General features: G+C 45.6%; 13 protein-coding genes. 10 read left to right on the top strand and 3 right to left on the bottom strand.

Annotated features, from left to right (window positions below):
- Window positions 1-34 precede the first annotated feature (34 nt).
- Together ACX1DY_RS05025 and ACX1DY_RS05030 are read right to left on the bottom strand one after the other, a co-directional pair.
- Window positions 35-574, bottom strand: a complete 540-nt coding sequence (locus ACX1DY_RS05025; protein ID WP_458963100.1) for a GNAT family N-acetyltransferase — start codon at window positions 572-574, stop codon at window positions 35-37.
- Window position 575: 1 nt separating this feature from the next.
- Window positions 576-1,385 (bottom strand): polysaccharide deacetylase family protein, encoded by an 810-nt coding sequence (locus tag ACX1DY_RS05030; protein WP_458963101.1) that lies wholly within the window; start codon window positions 1,383-1,385, stop codon window positions 576-578.
- A 195-nt stretch (window positions 1,386-1,580) separates the two neighbouring features.
- On the opposite strand from ACX1DY_RS05030, the gene ACX1DY_RS05035 reads away from it, so the two are divergent.
- From ACX1DY_RS05035 to ACX1DY_RS05050, 4 genes are all read left to right on the top strand, one after another.
- Window positions 1,581-2,534, top strand: coding sequence for a radical SAM protein (locus tag ACX1DY_RS05035; RefSeq protein WP_458963102.1), 954 nt, complete (start codon window positions 1,581-1,583; stop codon window positions 2,532-2,534).
- Window positions 2,535-2,722: 188 nt separating this feature from the next.
- Window positions 2,723-3,733 carry an L-rhamnose/proton symporter RhaT gene (locus ACX1DY_RS05040; RefSeq protein ID WP_458963103.1) on the top strand — a complete coding sequence of 337 codons (1,011 nt, stop codon included), beginning with the start codon at window positions 2,723-2,725 and terminating at the stop codon, window positions 3,731-3,733.
- A gap of 194 nt (window positions 3,734-3,927) precedes the next feature.
- Complete coding sequence (locus tag ACX1DY_RS05045) at window positions 3,928-5,961, top strand: methyl-accepting chemotaxis protein (RefSeq protein ID WP_458963104.1); 2,034 nt, start codon at window positions 3,928-3,930, stop codon at window positions 5,959-5,961.
- Window positions 5,962-6,254: 293 nt separating this feature from the next.
- Window positions 6,255-7,739: a Kelch repeat-containing protein gene (locus ACX1DY_RS05050; protein ID WP_458963105.1), complete on the top strand. Its 1,485-nt coding sequence runs from the start codon at window positions 6,255-6,257 to the stop codon at window positions 7,737-7,739.
- A 271-nt stretch (window positions 7,740-8,010) separates the two neighbouring features.
- On the opposite strand, the gene ACX1DY_RS05055 is transcribed toward ACX1DY_RS05050, so the two are convergent.
- A complete protein-coding gene (locus tag ACX1DY_RS05055; RefSeq protein ID WP_458963106.1) occupies window positions 8,011-8,892 on the bottom strand; it encodes a hypothetical protein in 882 nt (293 codons plus the stop codon).
- Window positions 8,893-9,123: 231 nt separating this feature from the next.
- Between ACX1DY_RS05055 and ACX1DY_RS05060 the strand changes: the two genes are divergently transcribed.
- The 6 genes from ACX1DY_RS05060 to ACX1DY_RS05085 all read left to right on the top strand — a co-directional run bounded on the left by ACX1DY_RS05060 (window position 9,124) and on the right by ACX1DY_RS05085 (window position 17,340).
- A complete protein-coding gene (locus ACX1DY_RS05060) occupies window positions 9,124-10,425 on the top strand; it encodes a helix-turn-helix transcriptional regulator (RefSeq protein ID WP_458963107.1) in 1,302 nt (433 codons plus the stop codon).
- A 601-nt stretch (window positions 10,426-11,026) separates the two neighbouring features.
- Window positions 11,027-11,296, top strand: coding sequence for a CD3324 family protein (locus tag ACX1DY_RS05065; protein ID WP_458963108.1), 270 nt, complete (start codon window positions 11,027-11,029; stop codon window positions 11,294-11,296).
- 389 nt (window positions 11,297-11,685) lie between these two features.
- Window positions 11,686-12,522, top strand: a complete 837-nt coding sequence (gene licT, locus ACX1DY_RS05070) for a BglG family transcription antiterminator LicT (RefSeq protein WP_458963109.1) — start codon at window positions 11,686-11,688, stop codon at window positions 12,520-12,522.
- 120 nt (window positions 12,523-12,642) lie between these two features.
- Entirely contained in the window at window positions 12,643-14,544 is a 1,902-nt protein-coding gene (locus ACX1DY_RS05075; protein ID WP_458963110.1) for a beta-glucoside-specific PTS transporter subunit IIABC, read from the top strand.
- A gap of 25 nt (window positions 14,545-14,569) precedes the next feature.
- Entirely contained in the window at window positions 14,570-16,021 is a 1,452-nt protein-coding gene (locus ACX1DY_RS05080) for a glycoside hydrolase family 1 protein (protein ID WP_458963111.1), read from the top strand.
- Between the two features lie 497 nt (window positions 16,022-16,518).
- Window positions 16,519-17,340: an Rpn family recombination-promoting nuclease/putative transposase gene (locus tag ACX1DY_RS05085; protein ID WP_458963424.1), complete on the top strand. Its 822-nt coding sequence runs from the start codon at window positions 16,519-16,521 to the stop codon at window positions 17,338-17,340.
- Window positions 17,341-17,402: the final 62 nt, after the last annotated feature.

A 17,402-nucleotide genomic window follows, 5' to 3' on the forward strand; every position in this document is an offset into this window, starting at 1 on the left:
CCGATGGTGATGGGGCTCCTTCTTAATAATATGGCTATGATAAATCACTTTGATTGATATGAAATAAAACATGTTTGTTTAAAGGACTGCTTTTCTCAACTTTGGGGTGATTGAAGGTTTTAACAAAGCTCATACCAATTTTTATCATTACGTTTTTCGAAGGGTTATTAATATCGGCTGTAAAGCTATAGACGTCAGTTAATCCCAATTTGTTAAATCCATATTGTAAACAAGCTTCTGCTCCCTCAGTTGCATATCCTTTTCCCCAAGCCTCTTTTTTCAGCCGCCATCCAATTTCTATACAAGGTGTAAAATCAGCCTCGAAAGTTGCCCTATGAAATCCAATAAACCCTATAAACTCTTTATTTTCTTTTACTTCTACGGCATATAACCCAAACCCACATTCTTTAAACTCGGATACAATTGCTTTATAGAACACATTTGTTTCTTCGGTTGATAAGGTTTTAGGAAAATACGTCATAACCTCTTCGTCCGCATTTAGCCGGCTAAATGGCTCTAAGTCCGTTTCTTCCCAGTCGCGTAATCGCAATCTCGCTGTCTCTAAATATATCATACTATACCAGCTCCTTCAGCTCGCCCGGCTTGATCTCAACCGGTGACTGATCCACTGTGATCCAGACAGAGATGGCGCTCGGGTTGTGGACAATGGAACGGTCTGCCGAGAATTGCAGCCTGCCGAGGGCATTCTGATAGTCAATAATCTCCATATTGGTGGCGAACCAGATATCCTTCTGCGCGGACATCATGCGGCAAAAGCTCTCAATCTCATGCCAGTTGCCATGATTCTCAAATTCATAGCTGTGCCCCCATACGTACAGCAGTGACAGCTTTCTTTTCCAGGGCATGTCTCCCGTTAAGGCGATAAGTTGCTCGCCAGCCTTCAGCATGGCGTTGTGATGGCAGGTAGGATTCCACTCCAGCGGATGCTGCGGCATGGCAAAAGAACCGGTGGAATGGACAGTCCGGGAGTATTCGATCCCGAGAGCAGGCAGGAGCTTAGTGACTTCCTCACTGTAGCTGCCGTAAGGATAGGACATGCCGCGCACCGGATAGCCGCTTAAGTGCTCCAGCGCCCGCCGGTCATCCAGCACTTCATGAATGATAGCCTCTTTCGGCAGCTCATCCAGGAAGGGATGGGATACGGTGTGTACTGAAATCTCATGCCCTGCATAGAGCGACTTAACCTCTTTGGCAGAGACATATCCCTCCTGGTCCAGTATGCCGGAATTTAAGTGGAAGGTGGCTTTGATCCCGTATGCATTCAAGATGGAGACCAGCCGGATGTCATGGAGGGTGCCGTCATCGTAGCTCAGTGTAAGCGCTTTGAAGACTCCTCCGGGAAAACAGTTGAAGCGGATGTTCATATCTGTCCCTTCTTTCTGATAAAAGTACATAAATGATTCAGCAACAGGTTACTACCTGAGCCGCAAAAGTGCAACCTGCAATTGAAATGAGGGGGCATAACAACAAATGTCACATTAACCTGTGCCGCAACCCTTTATAATTTATAAGGTTACCCTTTAATCAGACTATTTTATTTTCAGGAGGACTACTAGAGCATGAGCATAAAATATAAATCATTGGAGCTGGACAAACCGCTGACTTATGACCTGGAAGGACTGGAGGTCGGGGTTACCTCGAACTGCAATTTCCGCTGTGATTACTGCTGCGCATATAACAGAAATGACGGCCAGAGTATCAAAGGCAAAGAGGTGATCCGAATTCTGGAGGATTTGCCTAATCTGAAGCGGGTTCGTCTTTCCGGCGGCGAAGTGACTCTTAAATTTGAGGACTGTGTAGAAATTGTAGCCTACTGTAAATCCCGGGGCATTCAGACCCAGCTCAACTCCAACGCCAGCCTGCTGAACGCCGATCGGATTGAGCAGCTGGAAGCGGCAGGACTGACCACGATTCATATTTCTTTCAATTTTACGAATGCCGAGGCCTTCTCGCGCTATTATAATATTCATACCAGCATCTATGACAAAATCAGAGAGAACATTACGATGTTCGCCAAAACAAGCGTGGATGTCGTGCTGGAGACGCTTCTGTTCAGCGAAACCCAGGACAACATGCAGGAAATTAGCGAGCATGTCTATGCAATGGGTGTGCGGACCCACGAGATTCAGAACAGCATCATCATGGGCCATACCGGCTGGAAAGCGATTGCTGCCCGTGAACAACTGAAGAATGCTGTAAACGAGCTGATTGCGAACAAAAAAGAGGATACAACGCTCTACTTCACCTGTATGGACCGCTTTATGGAGAAGCTTGGTTTCCAGGAGAAGCCTGGAGTCTACTTCCCGCATTGCATCGAAGGCAAGAAGCAGCTTCATCTGCACGGCAATGGTGATATCCTGATCTCCGAGCTGTGCCATCCGGTCATTATCGGCAATATCTATAACGGCACTTCGCTAAAAGATATCTACACCAACATGCCTGCACCGCTCTCGAAATTCCTTGAGAAGCAGCCTTGTCCTGCGCTTACCGCTTTGTTCCCGCAAGAAGATTAGCATATCAGCGGCAGACTATTCTGCTGAATAAGACCGTAGCCCAACCGCTGCGGTCTATTTTTCTGACATATTTCATCCCAAATTGAAAGTTTTCATGTATAATCATCACCATGTGCAGGTTAATAATGCAGAGCTAATCTGCGTGATAACAATATAGAAATTGACTAGAGGGCTGGGAGGATTTTGTAATGATTTACGGATTTTTGCTGTTATTGCTTGCTTGCTGCTTTCAGGGCAGCTTTGGACTGGGGATGAAGAAATACCAGCCATTCTCCTGGGAAGCCTTTTGGGCGATCTTCTCCTTGGTAGGGATTCTGATCATTCCGGCCTTGTGGACCTGGATTGAAGTGCCTGATTTCTTCAGCTATATCCGGCAGACGCCTTCAGATGTGCTCTGGACGGCTTCTTTTTGCGGCTTTCTGTGGGGCATCAGCTCCATTATGTTCGGCAAAGCCATTGACTCGATCGGTGTATCCCTTACATACGGTGTGAACATGGGAATATCGGCATCGCTGGGTTCATTGATTCCGCTGTTTATCTTCGGCAATATTCCGGCGGCAGGCTCTTTTACAGTGCTTCTAATTGGTACGGCGATCATGCTTACAGGTGTAGTTGTAATTACCAAGGCAGGATTGTTAAAAGAAAAGATTATCACTGCCTCCGGCCAGGGAAGCGGCACCGGCAGCAATCTGACCAAAGGCCTGATCATAGCTTCCGTAGCCGGACTGGGCTCAGCAGCAATGAATATCGGGTTCTCCTATGCGAATCAGACCGTAGATATAGCTGTTGCCGCTGGCACAGCCAAAATCAGCGCCAGCCTGATTTCCTGGGTAATAACCCTGTCGGGCGGCTTTGTCGCCAACTTCGTCTATGCGGTCATTCTGCTGATCAAGAACGGCACATATCGGGACTATGCCCTCAAAGGCGCGGGCACAGCGTATGGCAAAGCCCTGCTGACCGCAGCTATCTGGTATTTGGCGCTAGGCTTTTATGCCAAAGCAACGGCGCTTCTCGGACCGCTGGGCGCTGTAGTCGGCTGGCTGGCTTTTAACGGATTATCCTTGATCATCAGCAACGCGTGGGGCCTTAAGGACGGGGAATGGAAAGGGTTTGCCGCGCCCAAGAAGCTGCTGCTATGGGGGAATGTGATTCTGATTCTTTCCTGGGTCGTTGTGGGCATTGCCAACAGCATGGCCTAATCTGATCTTGTTTATGTCCCTTGATTTTAGATGAAATCTGAAATTTCGACAAAATCCGATATAATCCTACGAAATTCCCTACGACATCTTCACTGCTTGACAGGTAAATCCGATAATAATTGTAACAAATGTAACAGTGTTTATAAAAAACTAAGGATGCCTAGAGAGATCATGGCGGGAGGATGTAGGAGAAGATGAAGATTCGGATGAAGCTGTCGGTTATGCTGATCGCAGTTGTATTTATTTCTACGGCATTAATGGGGATTTTTACGTATAGCAAATCTACAGGCACTATCCTGGATCTAACTGAAACCTCAATGAAGCAGGTCAATACGAACAAAGCGCAGACCATTGGTGCGATGATTGACAAAGAGAAGCGGAGCATGGCGATTGTCGCCGATGATACGGAAATTGCTGAGCTGCTGCTAAAGGCCGGTAAAGGCGGAATAACTAGCGGAGACGCGCTTCAGGCTAAGATTAATGCCAAGCTTCAGGGACTGGTCAAAGATGCGGGCAATCTGGAACATATGTTAGTACTAGATATGAAAGGGGTTGGCGTGGCAGATAGCGATGTCAAGCTGGTGGGGACAGACTTCAGCGAGAGAAACTATACGAAAAATGTGCTCAAGACCAAGCAGCCTGTGATCAGCGAAACATTGAAATCCAAATCCACAGGTGCGTATGTGCTGGTATTTGCTCATCCTGTGACAAGCAATGGCAAGATGATTGGCTTCGTGGCTTCGGCTGTCAACGCGAACAGCATTATCAAATATTTGGCTGACGCCAAGGTGGCGAACGCCCCTTCCTCGTACGCCTATCTGGTGGATGAGACAGGGAATATAATCTATTCTCCAGATGAGAAGAAGATTGGTTCTCCGGTGGAGAATGCCCAGATCAAAGCTGTCGTGGAACGGGTGAAAGCCGGAGAGACGGTTGCTGACGGCAATGTTGAGTATAATTATAGAGGAACGGAGAAAAAAGCCGCCTATACCGTTCTGCCGGAGACGAGATGGACGCTGGTACTGACCGGGGATATCGACGAAGTCATGCAGCCGGTTCACAGCATGACGAATTATATCATTCTGCTGGGGCTGGGCAGCCTGCTGCTGACCTTGGTGATCGGGATTATGGTTGCTACACGCATCTCTTCGCCGATCATTAAGCTGACCGAGATGATCAACCGCACGGCGGAGCTGGATCTGAAATACGACTCGCAATATGAGTATCTCTTGAAGAACAAGGACGAGACCGGAACCATCGCCAAAGCCATGTTCCATACCCGCGCGGTGCTGAGAGAGACGGCAGGAAGCTTGTTAACGATCTCCTCCAAGGTGCTGGACAATGCGGTGACACTGGAAAAGCTCTCTGTTGACGTCCGGGAGAACGCACACGATAATTCGGCGACTACAGAGCAGCTATCGGCAGGCATGGAGGAGACGGCGGCATCAACGGAGGAAATGACAGCGGCAATTCATGAAATCGAGAACAATGTTCGCGTGATCTCCAGCCGGGTCAAGGAGGGAGCGGGTGTGTCCGGGCAGATCATAGAACGGGCACTGGTGCTGCAGCATGATGCTACCCAGTCTACGGACAACGCTAAGCGAATCTACGAATCGGTACGTGTGGAAATGGAGCAGGCTATCGAGCAGTCAGGCGCGATCAATGAAATTAACACCTTGGCCGACACGATTCTCTCCATCACCAGCCAGACCAATCTGCTCGCACTTAATGCGGCGATTGAAGCGGCGCGGGCAGGAGAGGCGGGCCGGGGCTTTGCGGTAGTGGCCGGTGAAATCCGCAAGCTGGCGGAGAGATCCTCCGAGACGGCGGCAGGTATTCAAGACGTCGTCAAGAATGTTTACTCTTCCGTCGAGCAGATGAAGGAACAGTCCGAGGCGCTGCTTGGCTTTATTGATCATAATGTTCTGAGTGACTTCGAACGTCTGACGGAGGTCAGCCAGCAGTATAACAGCGACGCTTCGACAATCAACGAGCTGATGAACCAGTTTGAAGAGGCGGCGGACCATCTGAATGAGACGATATCCGGCATTGCCACTGCAGTGAACGAGGTAGCAGCCACGATCAACGAAGGCGCCATCGGTGTGCAGGATATTGCCGAGAAAACGGCGGACATTGTCGAGAAGACCTTCCACGAAGCCGCAATGGCCGACGAAAATACCCAAAGCGCCAAAGAGCTGCAGACCTTGGTAGAAAAATTCAAAATCTAAGCCGCTTAATGCAATCTTTAGGCTGCGTTCATCTGCTTTTAAGCTTGGGGGTATATATTAATCTCATAACCCCCCTTTAATATATTCTTTGGCCCCGCCGGTTGTTGGCGGGGTTCTTTTTTTGTCTCAAGTATTTTATATAAATAATAGAATTCATTGAATGGGATAAAAAAGAAAAATATCTATATAAACACAAAATTGAAAATATAGAGATAATTGTTTTGACGATGGATGGAAAAATATGCAACTATGTATTGTGTTCACAATACATCACATAAGAAGGAGCTTTAATAATGAAATACTTAAAATCTGTAGTATTAGTTATTTTTTTGTGCCTTGTTTTAAATCCGAATTTTGCATCAGCAGCTACAGCTACATCAAAACCTGATACCTGGGTGAATAAAGCAAGTATGCCTTTTGGGATTAGAGATTTTGGCATTGCTGAAGTAAGTGGGAAGATTTATTTATTTGGCGGTTATTCTAACAATGGAAGCGGTAATGTATATAACAACAAAGTCATAAGCTATGATCCCGCAAGTGATACTTGGACAGATGTCGCACCTATGGCTACTCAAAATAGAACCCCATATGGTGGTGCTGCTACTGTGAACGGAAAAGTGTATGTTATTGGGAGTACTAATGGTGATCTCAGGTTGGTTGAAGAATTTGATCCTTCAACCAAGGTTTGGACAACAAAAGCCTCCATGCCAGCTCCTAATAGACTTTACAGTGGTGTGGCAGTGGTAAACAATAAAATTTATGTTGCAGGTGGTTCAAGTGCTAGCAATAAATTAGAAGAATATGATCCAGTTAATAATACTTGGACAACTAAAGCCGATATACCTACACCAACAAGTGCGGCTTCGGTTGTAAGTATTAATGGTAAAATACTGGTATTAGGTGGAAAAAATCAAGAGGGAAAATTACAAAAGATTGTTAACGAATATGATCCCTCTACAAATTCTTGGACAAGAAAAGCAGATATGCCTATTGAAACACAGGCGACTCAAGCCACCTCGCTTTATGGAAAAGTTTATATTATGGGTGGTGCAAGTCCTACAGATTACATATCCAGTGTTAATGAGTATGATCCTGCAACAGATAAATGGACTAGCCGAAAAAATATGTCAACTATAAGATTTGCAGGTGGGGCAGTTGCAGTGAACGGAAAGATTTACGCAATGGGAGGAGAAACGCCAGTAGGACAGTATTATCCTATTATTGAGGAATACACCTCACTTCAAGTGCCAAGCTCCATTTCTTTAACTGCATCGGGTGGGCAACAAGTAATTAACCTCAATTGGACTGCTGCAGATGGAGCGAGTGGCTACGAAGTTAAGCGTTCAACAACTACTGGAGGTCCTTATACAACTATTGCATCTAATGTGCAAGGGACCACATTTGCAGATAAAAATGTTGAAAATGGGAAGACGTATTATTATGTTGTCACTGTTAATACGTCATCCGGAGAAAATGGAACTTCTAACGAAGCGAATGCTACACCTCAAGGATCTACAACACCACCCACAAACGAAAATGGTCGAGCAATATTAGAGGTTACTTTAAATAATGGAATCCAAAAAGAATTTGATCTTTCAATGAGTGAAGTAGAGGCGTTTGTACGTTGGTACGAGGAAAAGGCTTCGGGTAATGGACCGGCGTCATTTGTAATTGATAAACACAGTAACAATAAAGGACCATTCAGCAGCCGCAAGGAATATGTAATCTTCGATAAAATACTAACCTTTAGTGTGGATGAATATACTGCAAAAGAATAGCATTTAAACATTGTTCCTTTCACGATAAATTGAATGTAACGGAAACACCGTACCCTGCCAGCATTGGCGGGGTATTTTACATAAGGGGGTGATCAATTGAGCAGTACATAATTGGTTCTATGGGCTAACACCGCTCTACTGGCCGCAGCACTAGATGGCTGAACAGCCTGGGATCCGTCTCCAGCAGCATAGGAGATATAACATAGAAAACCTCCTCAATCCAATTATAGCGTTTGGCTATAGTAGATTGAGGAGGTAAGTGTTGGGAAGGTTATTGTGTTACGGTATACTCACTTATTTCAAAGGTGAGGATTTTATCAAATATGACGTAATTTTTGCGCTTACTGAATGGGCCTTTATTGTTATTATGTTTATCAATTGCATACATACCTGGACCTCTACCAGCATCACGGGCATCGTACCAATTTACGAATGCTTCAACCTCGGACATTGGGAGATCATACTCTTTTTCTGTTCCGTTAACAAATGTAATCGTAAGTAGTGCTCGATCACCAGTTGGTTGTTCTGGTGTTGCTGTTGGTTTCGGAGTCGGAGTCGCTGACGGTGCTGGGGTTGCAGTCGGCACTGGAGTCGATGTTGCTGTCGGTGACGGAGTAGCAGTTGGTGAAGGTGTTGGTGTTAGTGTTGGTTTAGGTGTAGCTGACGGTGTTGGTGAAACAGTAGGCTTCGGTGTTAAGCTACCGAAAATATCAAAGTCATTGATTTTAATGGGGCCGCTACCAATATTCATCAGTGATACAAATTTTACTGATTTAGCTGAGAGCCCAACTTTATTTCCATTTGTATCATCAATAATTTTATGAGTCACAATATAATTACCATTAGGATCATGTAAAGATAAGGCTAAATTGGTCCCTTGCATAGAAATCTGATAAGAGTCTAGATCTACAGGAGTATCAAAAATGTACCATATAGTATAAGGATTTTGACCGGACGAATCAGGTAAAGAAAGTATCGTCGAATTATCTCCATCTGTAGCTACCTTAGTAGTTCCACCAGTATTTGAGTTAAGCCCTCTCCCCATGGTCATTGTTTTTCCATCTAAAAGCCCACCTTGATAGGCAAGGGCATTATGTAGAGGGAAAGCAGTGAAAATAAGTAAAAACATCAAAATAAATTTAATTTTTTTCATCGGATACACTCCTTATTATGTATTATCACTATTGACTTTACAAAACTTAACAAGGAATGTCTAAACAAATATGACTATATCTGCAATTAAGTGAGCGAATACAATTATTTTCTTTTTATGAAAATAAGCTCAACCAAACTATAGAAATTGTGAGTTGAGATCGAGGGGTTATTTTAGTTTTTTTGCCCATACTGATAGCAAAGACTTCAGTTGCTGGAGGTATGGACATTAATGTTTGAAATCATGCAGGTGGCTGACAAGAAGGGCAGCCGTAACAGTATTACAGCCACAATCTATCGGGAGGCTGCGGGCCTGCGGATTGTCCCGGAGGCGCCGAGCGGAAAGAGCGGGCAGCTTCGGCAGATGCAGGAGAGCTTTATGCTGCAAATGGTCAAGGATGAGTGCTATAGCCTGGCGGCCATGAAGAAGCGGTTGCAGCAGCTCCAATTGGCTCCGCTGGCGGAGGATGATCTGCGGCTGCAATTTGCGGCTGTGGAGATGAAGCTGCCAGCAGGAAGAATAGTGAACCGGCAGAAGCGCCGGGAATTGCTCCAGCTCGCTTTTCAAATGCTGTGCCGGGAGATGGCCGGCCACTGGAAAGGGATCTATCCATTCGGCGATGCTACCAATCCTGCGATGATGGTTTTCCTCGTCATTATGAAGCAGGGGCCGAAGCATGCCCGGAAATCGCAGTTGTTCGTAGAGGAGCTGCAGCGGAACATCGCAAGCTGCCTGAAGCTTGAGTGCGTAACGGGGATTGGCGAGGAAGTGAAGGGACTTAAGCGGCGGAAGAACGGCTTTGCCTCCTGCATGCTGTCCTGGAGCCGGAACGCCGTCTCCAAGGACAGGAATATGCCGGAGCTAACTCAGACCTTCACCCCGGAGATGGAGCGGAATCTTACGCAGGCGATTGAAAATTTCGATGCGGGCGCCTTGAGTCATCAGCTCGATGCCATGTTCAGCAGCCATGAAGAGGCACCGCTATCCTATTGTACCTTGCTGGCGTTGCGGCTGCTGCTCCTGCTCCACTCCATTGCCAGAAAGTTCGAGCCCCGCGGCTCCGCCTTGCAGAAATATTTGTGGAACTGCCAGAAGACCATAGCCGGTGAACAGTCCCGTGAAGGGATACGGAGGCAGATTGAAGAGCTTGTGCGGCTTGTTATGGAAGAAGTGAAGAAGATCCGCTGCTCTAGCGGTCCGCAGATGGCCGAGGCGGTCAGAAAATATGTGGAGGAGAACTTTTACTATGAGTTGACGTTTTCTACCCTGGCGGATAAGTTTCATCTGCAGGAGAGCGAACTGCCGGGCCTCTTCAAGCAGCATGTAGGCGTTGCCTTCAGCAATTATGTCACCAAACTGCGGATGGCCAAGGCCGAGCAATTGCTGCAAGAGAACGAACTGAGACTTGCCGATATCTCCATGCTCGCCGGTTATTCCAGCACCAGCCATTTCAGCGCCTCCTTCAAGAAATACAGCGGTACATGCCCCAAGGACTACCGGAAGCGGTATTGGGAGCGGCATGCTCAGGAATAGGGAGCTGCACCGTTGTTGGCTTTTTCCTGGACAAGAGGTTTTGTTCAAAATATAAGGATTTATATGTTTCACACCATAAATCATCCTTCTATTTCTCGCTGAAACGGATACCGTTTTTTTTAAGGACGGCGTAGCCGTTTCCACTTGCCTCCCCATTGATGCTACAATAGAAGAAACTTATTCCATGTAAAGGCTATATAAATTGAACTTTAGATTATCATATTGGGGTCTGGTCGTAACTGCGGGGAATGTTTGGACTTCCGGCCGCTGTTGTCTGCAGATTTCTTGATTACTACCGCTGTTCGCGGTGGAAATCCGCAGACAAAGGCGGTCGCTACCGCTCCTCCAGTTCCAAACTTCCCCTCCGCACTTCTACCCGTTTTATGCCTTCTTTATTTCAATTTATATAGACAAGGAAAGGAGGGTTTGCGATGACAAGATTAAAGATCTGCTCTATGCAAAGTCTATGGATGATGAACAACGGCGGTTGTTTGCATAGAGCTGGAAGCATGGTACCGCTCTAATTACTCACTGGAGAATCGCTGTTTAACCTGTAGACTTTGCTCCCTTAAAAAGTTCATTTATTTTAAGGAGCGGAGCTATGAAAAAATATATTAATGCAGATATCGTCTTGCCGGAAGAATTGCTTAAGGAAGTACAGAAATATATTCATGGCGGAATGCTCTATGTTCCGAGGCCGGAAGGCTTGCGGACCAAGTGGGGCGAGAACTCGGGCGGCAGAAAATATCTGACTGTCCGGAATAATGAAATTCGTCAGCAATATTCCATAGGTATCCCGGTTCAGCAGTTGGCAGAGCAATTTTGCTTGTCCTGCGACAGCATCAAAAAAATTGTATATGGTAAAAAATAGACGAAAAGCCACAGCGGAGCCTGCTCCAACGTGGCTTTTGCCGATTGATTTCACCTAAAAAAGAAAGCGCATACTTTTTTCTTGTCAAACGGCTGACTTCATGTTATTCTGACTTTGGGATTGTTACTGAAAAGGCAAAACCCAGGACATGTACTTGACATGTTTTGGGTTTTGCCTTTTTTTAATCCCAACTCTGGTGTCCTGTCTCGCGATAGATATTACGAAACGGAGTGGTTGATGAGTAAAACCGGCCCATATTGGAAACGCTTAAATTATGTGCGAAGCAATGACGAAAATTCTATCAGCAATGTTGTGATCCGTCTGAAATTTTTTCGTCCAGCGTCTTAATCCTAGTTATAACTTATTACGGGATGAAGGAGGGCAGTTGGATGATCATCAAGAAAATCTTTAACAATAACGCGATTGTCGCCAAAGATTCGCAGAAGCAAGAGCTTGTTGTTATGGGCCGTGGCATTGGATTCAAAAAAAGCATTGGCGATGAGGTCGAGGAGGGCTTAATTGAGAAGGTCTTCATCCTCAAACAAAAAGAAGCTTCGGAAAAATTCAAGCTGTTATTGGAAGATGTTCCCTCAGAGTATGTGTCGTTATGCTATGACATCATCGAGTATGGGAAAAACATGCTGGAGACGCCTTTGAGTGAGTATATATATGTTACTCTAACAGACCATATCAACAATACACTGAAAATGTACGATGAGGGGATTCGCAATCCCAATCCGTTAATTTGGGAGATCAAGAAATTGTATCCCAAAGAATTCAAAATTGGACTTAAGGCATTGGAATTTATTAATGACAGCGTAAATAAACAACTGACCGAAGATGAAGCAGGCAACATAGCCCTTCATTTGATCAATGCCCAAATCAACAGCCCGTATCATAAAATATCAGATATCGCAGGGCAGACCGAGAAAATTCAGGACATCCTGAACATTATCAAATACACGTATAATATAACGCTTGACGAACAATCCGTCAGCTTTGAACGATTTATTACTCATTTAAGATTTTTCTTTCAACGGATTCATCAGAAGAAGAAGATGGAGCTGGATGATGATTTTTTACTAAAGCAAGTCAAAGCCAAATACAAAAAAGCCTATAACTGCATGCTGAAGATAGAGAAGTATTTAAACACCGAATTGTCGGATGAAGAAAAGCTGTATTTAACCATTCATGTCCATCGGGTAACGGAAAAACAAATTGAATAAAAATTTTGGATTGTTACTGGTAAGGCAGGCGAGACCAAAATAGATAAGTACTCTTTTTGTAGTGCTATCTATTGGGTCTCGCCTTTTTTATAAGGAAAATTATATGAAGGAGCGATCAGCATGAAATACGAAAAGCTCGCCCAAGACATTATCAGCAATGTCGGTGGCAAGGAAAATGTAAACAGTCTGACGCATTGCATTACCCGCTTGCGTTTTAAATTAAATGATGAGAGCAAGGCTAACACGGAAATTCTGAAGAATATGGATGGGGTTGTGACGGTCGTACAGAGCGGCGGACAATATCAAGTCGTTATAGGCAACCATGTCCCTGAGGTCTATGCGGAGGTTGCGGCTGTAGGCGGATTCCAGACGGCATCTGCAGAACCATCCGATGAAAAAGTGGGATTGTTCAACAGATTCATTGATATCATTTCCGGTGTGTTCACCCCGACGCTTGGCGTATTGAGTGCAACAGGGATGATCAAAGGGTTCACCGCACTGTTCATCTCTCTGGGTGTACTGACCAATACTTCGGGCACTTATCAAATTCTGAATGCGATCGGGGACTGCTTGTTTTACTTCTTCCCGATATTCCTTGGATACACGTCCGCCAAAAAGTTCAATGCCAACATCTTTATAGGCATGGCTATCGGGGCAACGCTGGTCTATCCTACGTTCTCTGGATTAACCGCTGCAGGGAAGCCGTTATACACCTTATTTAGCGGGACTGTTATCGAATCGCCGGTATATTTAACTTTTCTCGGTATCCCGGTAATCCTGATGACTTATTCGTCAAGCGTTATTCCGATTATTCTGTCCACCTATGTAGGCAGCAAGATTGAAGGTTTCTTTAAAAAGATTATTCCAAGCGTAGTCAGAACCTTCCTGGTTCCCTTCTGCACCCTGCTGGTGATCGTCCCGCTTGCTCTAATCTTTATCGGACCTGTTGCAACCTGGGCAGGACAGCTTCTTGGCGCAGGTACTTTGTCTATCTATAATTTGAGCCCGGTTATTGCCGGGGTGCTGCTCGGCGCGTTCTGGCAGGTATTCGTTATCTTCGGCTTGCACTGGGGTTTTGTGCCGATTGCCATCAACAACCTGACCGTGCTTAAATTCGATCCGATTCTGGCCGGCGTATTCGGTGCTTCTTTTGCCCAGACAGGTGTAGTATTGGCGATTATGCTGCGGACCAAAAACATTAAATTGAAATCGCTTTCTATTCCGGCCGTGATTTCGGGTATCTTCGGGGTTACAGAGCCTGCCATCTACGGGATTACTCTGCCGCGTAAAAAACCGTTCATCCTAAGCTGTATAGCAGCTGCAGTCGGTGGCGGGATTATTGGAATCATGGGAACCAAAGGTTATATCCTGGGCGGTCTGGGTATCTTCGGAATCCCGAGCTATATCAGCCCGGAGGGAATGGACAGAGGCTTTTATGGTGCGATTATCGGGATTACGGTCAGCTTCGTGCTTGGCTTCCTGCTGATGTTCTTCGGCGGATTTAAGGATGATGAAGTCAAGGAAGACAACACAAAAGGCCAAGGCCATAGCGGCGAAACCATGGTGAAGCAGGAAACCGTAAGCAGTCCGTTAAAAGGTGAAGTAATCGCATTGTCTGACGTCAAGGATGAAGCATTCTCAACCGGCGCACTTGGCAAAGGGATTGCTATTGAACCTGCAGAAGGCAAGGTGTTTGCTCCGGTAGACGGGGTTTTAACCTCATTGTTCTCGTCCGGCCATGCCATAGGCATTACAAGCGACCACGGTGTGGACATTCTTATTCATGTGGGCAAGGACACGGTTAAATTGAAAGGCAAATATTTTACCCCCAAAGTCAAACAAGGCGATGCAGTGAAAAAAGGCGATTTGTTAATGGAATTTGATATGGAAGCCATTAAAGCGGCGGGCTACATTTTAACCACTCCAGTAATCGTTTCCAATTCGAATAATTACCTGGATGTGATTGAAACCGGGAAGAAAAACATTGGGTATAAGGAAGATTTATTAACGGTAATGATCTAGTTCACATATACGAGGAGGAATATTAATGAATGACGTAACCAAATTTCCGGAAGGATTTTTATGGGGAGGTGCAACGGCTGCTAATCAATTTGAGGGCGGCTATAATGAAGGCGGCAAAGGCCTCAGCACTGCGGATGTAATTACAGCCGGAACGCATACGACCCGGAGAAGAATTACACCTGAGCTGGAGCAGGGGGCGAACTATCCGAGCCACGAGGCTATTGACTTTTATCACCACTATAAAGAGGATATCGCGCTGTTCGCAGAAATGGGCTTCAAGGTCTTCCGGATGTCCCTGGCCTGGTCCAGAATATTCCCGAACGGGGACGATGCACAGCCGAATGAGGAAGGCCTGAAGTTCTATGACAACGTGTTTGCCGAGCTGAAAAAGCATAATATCGAGCCCTTAGTGACCATTTCCCATTACGAGGCCCCTTTCAATCTGGCGCAAAAATATAATGGCTGGTCGAACCGCAAGGTAGTGGATTTCTACGTTAACTATTGCGGGGTTATTTTCAACCGGTATAAGGATGTGGTCAAATATTGGCTGACCTTTAACGAAATTAACATTCTCACCATGCCGTTTGGATCATTTATGGCGGGAGCGATCATGCCGGAGGGCAACGCGGAGTTTGGCAATGCGGCGGGGGATGATGAGCAACAGCGTTATCAGGCTCTGCACCACCAGTTCCTGGCAAGCGCAAAGGCGGTAAAGCTGGGGCATGAGATCAATCCGGATTTTAAAATAGGCTGCATGATCGCTTATATGTGTTCCTACCCGCTGACCTGCAATCCTGAAGACATTCTGCTCGCGCAGCAAAAAGACAACTTATCGAATTACCTCTGTTCCGATGTTCAGGTGAGAGGTGCGTATCCCGGTTTCGCCAAACGGTATTTTATGGAAAAGGGCATTGAGCTGGTCATGGAAGACGGCGATGAGGAGATTTTGCGGGAGGGCTGTGTAGATTTCTACACCTTCAGCTACTATTCATCCACTTGCGTAAGTGCTGACCCGAATCAGGAGCAAATTGGCGGGAATTTATCCATGGGCTTGAAGAATCCTTATCTGAAGGCCAGCGCCTGGGAATGGCAGATTGATCCGAAGGGCTTGAGATGGTCCTTGAACAACATTTACAACCGGTATCAGATTCCATTAATGGTTGTGGAAAATGGCCTTGGCGCTGTAGATACCGTAGAAGAAGACGGCTCCATTAACGACGATTACCGGATTGATTACCTCAGACAGCATATTGAAGAAATGAAGGAAGCCATTGCAGATGGAGTAGACCTGGTGGGCTACACCCCTTGGGGATGTATCGACCTCGTAAGCGCCGGAACCGGCGAAATGAAGAAACGTTACGGCTTCATCTATGTGGATAAAGACAACGAAGGCAAAGGAACCCTGGCCAGATCGCGTAAGAAGAGCTTCTTCTGGTATAAGGGGGTTATTGGCAGTAACGGTGAGGTGTTGGAGTAGTAGTAGATCTTTCTACGAAAGAAACAGCCCCTCGCCATTGCAGTTCGTAAGAAAGAAAAAGAGCAGGGCTTCTCCCTCTACTGGGGAAGTTCTGCTCTTTGTTTTTGGTCTACTTCAGCATCACTATTCCATCTTACCGGAAATAATAAGTGCTTGAAATTAAATTCCGAGTTTTTGTATTCCTTAAAATAATAAATAAACTTTATCTATACGGGAGGTTGATGATTAAAGAAAAAAATGTCGAACATATTACTGTATTCTACAATATAGTTAGTTTTTCGACGAATTATCACCATTTTCAAAATTAAGGGAGTGTCATATGATTGTTGAGGAGTTCTTACGTGATTAACCTGAAGGGGAACCAGGAAACGCGTTCCAAGCAGCAATTGGATGTTTATGGTATCGTGAATTCGCCGTGCCTTAGCCAAGGTGAGTATATTCAATCGGAAAGGATAAAATGTTATAATGAAGATAATCAGGAATGGATTGAGTTGCTCATGCTTGAACTGCTTGATCCGCGTGTAGATGTTATTTTTAAACGAATATTCGGTAGTGAGCATAACAAGGATGTACTGCTGGCCTTTTTAAACAGCACATTCCGCGAGGCAGGTGAACCGCCGCTGACTGAAATTGTGTTGCTCAATCCGTACACCGAGCCAGATAGTCCGAATGATAAGCAGTCGATCATGGACATTAAGGCCAGGACAGCTAAGGGTGAACTGGTGAATATCGAAATGCAACTGTTCAACCCGTATCATATGGAAAAACGGACGTTGTTCTATTGGTCTGAAATGTACTATCATCAGATACCTAAAGGCGGCAATTACAACACATTAAAGAAATGTGTGACCATCAATATACTGAATTATTCATGTCTTCCTAATGACCGTTATCATAGTGTGTTTCATCTGCGAGAGGATCGCACCGGAATTCCGCTGCTAGATGACATTGAAATTCACATCATTGAGCTGACCAAGCTAAGTGAGCATGCGGCAGAGCTTGAAGATGGAGGGCTGGTGAACTGGCTACTGTTTTTAAAGGGAGTCGATAAATCGAATTGGGAGGTGCTGACGATGAAGGAGCCGATGCTGAAAAAAGCAATGGATACGCTGGAGTTTTTGAGCCAGGATACGGCAGCGCGCTTGGCTTATGATGCTCGAATGAAGGCACTGAGCGATGAGCATTCCCGTATCGAAGGAGCCAAGGCCGAAACAAGTAAAGAAATTGCCATCAGACTTTTGAATAGAGGTGTAGACTCGCAAACGGTTTCGGAATCAACCGGCTTATCTATTGAAGAAATTAAGGGATTGAGACAGTAAGCTAAAGCGAAGTGATTGCCTTATAAAAATTTACGCATCAAATTTCGACAGCCATAGGGCTG

Source organism: Paenibacillus sp. BAC0078 (genome assembly GCF_054483875.1).

Bases quoted from the DNA above. Each gene is read 5' to 3' on its own strand.
- ACX1DY_RS05035 (WP_458963102.1), top strand. From the start codon at position 1,581: ATGAGCATAAAATATAAATCATTGGAGCTGGACAAACCGCTGACTTAT.
- ACX1DY_RS05030 (WP_458963101.1), bottom strand. From the start codon at position 1,385: ATGAACATCCGCTTCAACTGTTTTCCCGGAGGAGTCTTCAAAGCGCTT.
- licT (WP_458963109.1), top strand. From the start codon at position 11,686: ATGATCATCAAGAAAATCTTTAACAATAACGCGATTGTCGCCAAAGAT.
- ACX1DY_RS05025 (WP_458963100.1), bottom strand. From the start codon at position 574: ATGATATATTTAGAGACAGCGAGATTGCGATTACGCGACTGGGAAGAA.
- ACX1DY_RS05060 (WP_458963107.1), top strand. From the start codon at position 9,124: ATGTTTGAAATCATGCAGGTGGCTGACAAGAAGGGCAGCCGTAACAGT.
- ACX1DY_RS05085 (WP_458963424.1), top strand. From the start codon at position 16,519: ATGCTTGAACTGCTTGATCCGCGTGTAGATGTTATTTTTAAACGAATA.
- ACX1DY_RS05045 (WP_458963104.1), top strand. From the start codon at position 3,928: ATGAAGATTCGGATGAAGCTGTCGGTTATGCTGATCGCAGTTGTATTT.
- ACX1DY_RS05055 (WP_458963106.1), bottom strand. From the start codon at position 8,892: ATGAAAAAAATTAAATTTATTTTGATGTTTTTACTTATTTTCACTGCT.
- ACX1DY_RS05050 (WP_458963105.1), top strand. From the start codon at position 6,255: ATGAAATACTTAAAATCTGTAGTATTAGTTATTTTTTTGTGCCTTGTT.
- ACX1DY_RS05080 (WP_458963111.1), top strand. From the start codon at position 14,570: ATGAATGACGTAACCAAATTTCCGGAAGGATTTTTATGGGGAGGTGCA.
- ACX1DY_RS05040 (WP_458963103.1), top strand. From the start codon at position 2,723: ATGATTTACGGATTTTTGCTGTTATTGCTTGCTTGCTGCTTTCAGGGC.
- ACX1DY_RS05065 (WP_458963108.1), top strand. From the start codon at position 11,027: ATGAAAAAATATATTAATGCAGATATCGTCTTGCCGGAAGAATTGCTT.
- ACX1DY_RS05075 (WP_458963110.1), top strand. From the start codon at position 12,643: ATGAAATACGAAAAGCTCGCCCAAGACATTATCAGCAATGTCGGTGGC.